Annotated in this window: 2 tRNA genes and 3 rRNA genes; all 5 read left to right on the top strand. The window is 52.1% G+C overall.

Features of this window, described 5'->3' with window-relative positions:
• The first annotated feature begins 353 nt into the window (after positions 1-353).
• Positions 354-1,884: ribosomal RNA gene (locus HV742_RS31895) — 16S ribosomal RNA — on the top strand.
• A 130-nt stretch (positions 1,885-2,014) separates the two neighbouring features.
• A tRNA-Ile gene (locus HV742_RS31890) sits at positions 2,015-2,091 on the top strand.
• A gap of 30 nt (positions 2,092-2,121) precedes the next feature.
• A tRNA-Ala gene (locus HV742_RS31885) sits at positions 2,122-2,197 on the top strand.
• A 296-nt stretch (positions 2,198-2,493) separates the two neighbouring features.
• Positions 2,494-5,374, top strand: a 23S ribosomal RNA gene (locus tag HV742_RS31880).
• A 200-nt stretch (positions 5,375-5,574) separates the two neighbouring features.
• Positions 5,575-5,637: ribosomal RNA gene (rrf, locus tag HV742_RS31875) — 5S ribosomal RNA — on the top strand; the annotation flags it as partial.

Below are 5,637 nucleotides of genomic sequence, written 5' to 3'. Positions count from 1 at the left end.
GCTGACTTGACAAACGATAAAAACTTCTTCATAATCTCGTTTCTCTGCTGCTGACACAGCGATCGACGCGAAAGCGAAATCGCCGAAGAAAGCAGAAGATGCAGTAAGTAGTTTGGTAGTACAGAATTTAGCAGTGCCGCTCTTTAACAATTAAACAACCGATAAGTGTGGGCGCTTGATGCGAGTGCGCAGTGACTGGTTTTTAAAACCCGTCACAAGCACAATGAAATCAAGTGCTCACTAGAAGTGAAGTACCTTAGATGTCAAGTCTAAGCACATACCTCACTTCCTTTGAGTAGCGACGTATGACTCGGTTCTTCGGAACTAAGAAATACGAAACAAATACAGAGATTAAACTGAAGAGTTTGATCCTGGCTCAGATTGAACGCTAGCGGGATGCCTTACACATGCAAGTCGAACGGCAGCACGGACTTCGGTCTGGTGGCGAGTGGCGAACGGGTGAGTAATGTATCGGAACGTGCCCAGTAGCGGGGGATAACTACGCGAAAGCGTAGCTAATACCGCATACGCCCTACGGGGGAAAGCAGGGGATCGCAAGACCTTGCACTATTGGAGCGGCCGATATCGGATTAGCTAGTTGGTGGGGTAACGGCTCACCAAGGCGACGATCCGTAGCTGGTTTGAGAGGACGACCAGCCACACTGGGACTGAGACACGGCCCAGACTCCTACGGGAGGCAGCAGTGGGGAATTTTGGACAATGGGGGAAACCCTGATCCAGCCATCCCGCGTGTGCGATGAAGGCCTTCGGGTTGTAAAGCACTTTTGGCAGGAAAGAAACGTCGTGGGTTAATACCCCGCGAAACTGACGGTACCTGCAGAATAAGCACCGGCTAACTACGTGCCAGCAGCCGCGGTAATACGTAGGGTGCAAGCGTTAATCGGAATTACTGGGCGTAAAGCGTGCGCAGGCGGTTCGGAAAGAAAGATGTGAAATCCCAGAGCTTAACTTTGGAACTGCATTTTTAACTACCGGGCTAGAGTGTGTCAGAGGGAGGTGGAATTCCGCGTGTAGCAGTGAAATGCGTAGATATGCGGAGGAACACCGATGGCGAAGGCAGCCTCCTGGGATAACACTGACGCTCATGCACGAAAGCGTGGGGAGCAAACAGGATTAGATACCCTGGTAGTCCACGCCCTAAACGATGTCAACTAGCTGTTGGGGCCTTCGGGCCTTGGTAGCGCAGCTAACGCGTGAAGTTGACCGCCTGGGGAGTACGGTCGCAAGATTAAAACTCAAAGGAATTGACGGGGACCCGCACAAGCGGTGGATGATGTGGATTAATTCGATGCAACGCGAAAAACCTTACCTACCCTTGACATGTCTGGAATGCCGAAGAGATTTGGTAGTGCTCGCAAGAGAACCGGAACACAGGTGCTGCATGGCTGTCGTCAGCTCGTGTCGTGAGATGTTGGGTTAAGTCCCGCAACGAGCGCAACCCTTGTCATTAGTTGCTACGAAAGGGCACTCTAATGAGACTGCCGGTGACAAACCGGAGGAAGGTGGGGATGACGTCAAGTCCTCATGGCCCTTATGGGTAGGGCTTCACACGTCATACAATGGTCGGGACAGAGGGTCGCCAACCCGCGAGGGGGAGCCAATCCCAGAAACCCGATCGTAGTCCGGATCGCAGTCTGCAACTCGACTGCGTGAAGTCGGAATCGCTAGTAATCGCGGATCAGCATGTCGCGGTGAATACGTTCCCGGGTCTTGTACACACCGCCCGTCACACCATGGGAGTGGGTTTTACCAGAAGTAGTTAGCCTAACCGCAAGGGGGGCGATTACCACGGTAGGATTCATGACTGGGGTGAAGTCGTAACAAGGTAGCCGTATCGGAAGGTGCGGCTGGATCACCTCCTTTCAGAGCTTAGTGCTCGTGTTAAGCGTCCACTCTTATCGGTTGTTTGATATAGCTGGGATCGGTTGTGGGCTTGGGTAGAGGGACTCCTCCCTGTGTCCATGACTTCTGGCTACTGATCCGAGAAGGTTTTGGGTCTGTAGCTCAGTCGGTTAGAGCACCGTCTTGATAAGGCGGGGGTCGTTGGTTCGAATCCAACCAGACCCACCAAGTATTCGCAGGTAGAGATGCCGTGAATATGGGGGTGTAGCTCAGCTGGGAGAGCGCCTGCTTTGCAAGCAGGATGTCATCGGTTCGATCCCGTTCACCTCCACCAAGACCTGTGCCTGGTGGGATGTAGAGGCTAACTCATAGCGTCGTGCGGATAATATCTGCCCGGTCTTATGAGTTAGGTTTTACCTGACAGCTATATTCGTTCTTTAACAATCTGGAAGAAGCACAACGAAATGTGCTCATCAAGTAATCAGCTTGCTGATGAAGATGGGTACGGGTTGTGATTGCATTAATTTTGTTCCAAGTTCTCAAGACTGGGGTGAATAACCTCAGACTGCTTTGAAACTTATGAACGGCACAAACGCTAATACTCAGGTCCTATAGCCTACAGCGTTATAGGATCAAGCGACTAAGTGCATATGGTGGATGCCTTGGCGATCACAGGCGATGAAGGACGTAGTAGCCTGCGAAAAGCTGCGGGGAGCTGGCAAACAAGCTTTGATCCGCAGATGTCCGAATGGGGAAACCCACTCCGCAAGGAGTATCCCTGACTGAATACATAGGTCAGTGGAAGCGAACCGGGTGAACTGAAACATCTCAGTAGCTCGAGGAAAAGAAATCAACCGAGATTCCGAAAGTAGTGGCGAGCGAAATCGGAAGAGCCTTCACGTTTTAGCATGCAAGATAGTCGAACGGAATGGAAAGTCCGGCCGTAGCAGGTGATAGCCCTGTAGACGAAATTTTGTGTGTGGAACTAAGCGTGAGAAAAGTAGGGCGGGACACGTGAAATCCTGTTTGAAGATGGGGGGACCATCCTCCAAGGCTAAATACTCGTGATCGACCGATAGTGAACCAGTACCGTGAGGGAAAGGCGAAAAGAACCCCGGAAGGGGAGTGAAATAGATCCTGAAACCGTATGCATACAAACAGTAGGAGCCTCCTTGTGGGGTGACTGCGTACCTTTTGTATAATGGGTCAGCGACTTACATTCAGTGGCAAGGTTAACCGAATAGGGAAGCCGTAGCGAAAGCGAGTCCGAATAGGGCGATTCAGTCGCTGGGTGTAGACCCGAAACCAGATGATCTATCCATGGCCAGGTTGAAGGCACGGTAACACGTGCTGGAGGACCGAACCCACTAATGTTGAAAAATTAGGGGATGAGCTGTGGATAGGGGTGAAAGGCTAAACAAATCTGGAAATAGCTGGTTCTCTCCGAAAACTATTTAGGTAGTGCCTCAAGTATTACTGCGGGGGGTAGAGCACTGTTATAGCTAGGGGGTCATGGCGACTTACCAAACTATGGCAAACTCCGAATACCCGCAAGTACAGCTTGGGAGACAGAGCACCGGGTGCTAACGTCCGGACTCAAGAGGGAAACAACCCAGACCGCCAGCTAAGGTCCCAAATTATCGCTAAGTGGGAAACGAAGTGGGAAGGCATAGACAGTCAGGAGGTTGGCTTAGAAGCAGCCATCCTTTAAAGAAAGCGTAATAGCTCACTGATCGAGTCGTCCTGCGCGGAAGATGTAACGGGGCTAAGCGATAAACCGAAGCTGCGGGTGTGTACTTTGTACACGCGGTAGGAGAGCGTTCTGTAAGCCTGCGAAGGTGGCTTGTAAAGGCTGCTGGAGGTATCAGAAGTGCGAATGCTGACATGAGTAGCGATAAAGGGGGTGAAAAGCCCCCTCGCCGTAAGTCCAAGGTTTCCTGCGCAACGTTCATCGGCGCAGGGTGAGTCGGCCCCTAAGGCGAGGCAGAGATGCGTAGCTGATGGGAAGCTGGTTAATATTCCAGCACCGTCGTACAGTGCGATGGGGGGACGGATCGCGGAAGATCATCAGGGTGTTGGATGTCCCTGTTGACGTATCGAAGATGGCGCTTAGGCAAATCCGGGCGCGTAAATCAAGGGTACGGCACGAGCGAGCATTGCTTGCGAAGTGATTGGAAGTGGTTCCAAGAAAAGCCTCTAAGCTTCAGCTGTACGAGACCGTACCGCAAACCGACACAGGTGGACGGGATGAATATTCCAAGGCGCTTGAGAGAACTCAGGAGAAGGAACTCGGCAAATTGATACCGTAACTTCGGGAGAAGGTATACCCCGGTAGTGTGAAGCGCCTGCGCGCTTAGCATGATGGGGTCGCAGAGAATCGGTGGCTGCGACTGTTTATTAAAAACACAGCACTCTGCAAAGACGAAAGTCGACGTATAGGGTGTGACGCCTGCCCGGTGCCGGAAGGTTAAGTGATGGGGTGCAAGCTCTTGATCGAAGCCCCGGTAAACGGCGGCCGTAACTATAACGGTCCTAAGGTAGCGAAATTCCTTGTCGGGTAAGTTCCGACCTGCACGAATGGCGTAACGATGGCCACACTGTCTCCTCCTGAGACTCAGCGAAGTTGAAGTGTTTGTGATGATGCAATCTACCCGCGGCTAGACGGAAAGACCCCATGAACCTTTACTGTAGCTTTGCATTGGACTGTGAACCGGCCTGTGTAGGATAGGTGGGAGGCTTTGAAGCGTGGTCGCTAGATCACGTGGAGCCATCCTTGAAATACCACCCTGGTTTGTTTGCGGTTCTAACCTTGGTCCGTTATCCGGATCGGGGACAGTGCATGGTGGGCAGTTTGACTGGGGCGGTCTCCTCCCAAAGTGTAACGGAGGAGTTCGAAGGTACGCTAGGTACGGTCGGAAATCGTGCTGATAGTGCAATGGCATAAGCGTGCTTGACTGTGAGACTGACAAGTCGAACAGGTGCGAAAGCAGGACATAGTGATCCGGTGGTTCTGAATGGAAGGGCCATCGCTCAACGGATAAAAGGTACTCTGGGGATAACAGGCTGATACCGCCCAAGAGTTCATATCGACGGCGGTGTTTGGCACCTCGATGTCGGCTCATCTCATCCTGGGGCTGTAGCCGGTCCCAAGGGTATGGCTGTTCGCCATTTAAAGAGGTACGTGAGCTGGGTTTAAAACGTCGTGAGACAGTTTGGTCCCTATCTGCCGTGGGCGTTGGATACTTGACGGAGCCTGCTCCTAGTACGAGAGGACCGGAGTGGACGTACCTCTGGTGTACCGGTTGTCATGCCAATGGCATTGCCGGGTAGCTAAGTACGGAAGAGATAACCGCTGAAGGCATCTAAGCGGGAAACTCGTCTGAAGATTAGGTATCCCGGGGACTTGATCCCCCTAAAGAGTCGTTCGAGACCAGGACGTTGATAGGTCGGGTGTGGAAGCGCAGTAATGCGTTAAGCTAACCGATACTAATTGCTCGTGAGGCTTGATCCTATAACACTGATGGTTATGACCTGGTGATATAGCGTTCCAAGTGTCGTTCAATACAAAATCTGGCTGCCCCGTCAGCAGCCAGCCAACACCAATTACACCCACTGTGCGGGATCATCGAGCCAGTCTCTGATCCCCCACACGTTGCGCTTCTTCCAAGATTGGAGCGGTTGTCCCCAAAGACAATCTCTCAACCAGTTACGCCTGACGACCATAGCAAGGTGGTACCACTCCTTCCCATCCCGAACAGGACAGTGAAACGCCTT

The sequence above is a fragment of the Achromobacter ruhlandii genome (assembly GCF_902859695.1).
Lineage (GTDB): Bacteria > Pseudomonadota > Gammaproteobacteria > Burkholderiales > Burkholderiaceae_B > Achromobacter > Achromobacter ruhlandii.
The sequence above is the reverse complement of the archived record's forward strand: the minus strand, read 5'-3'. Positions and strand labels throughout refer to the sequence as shown.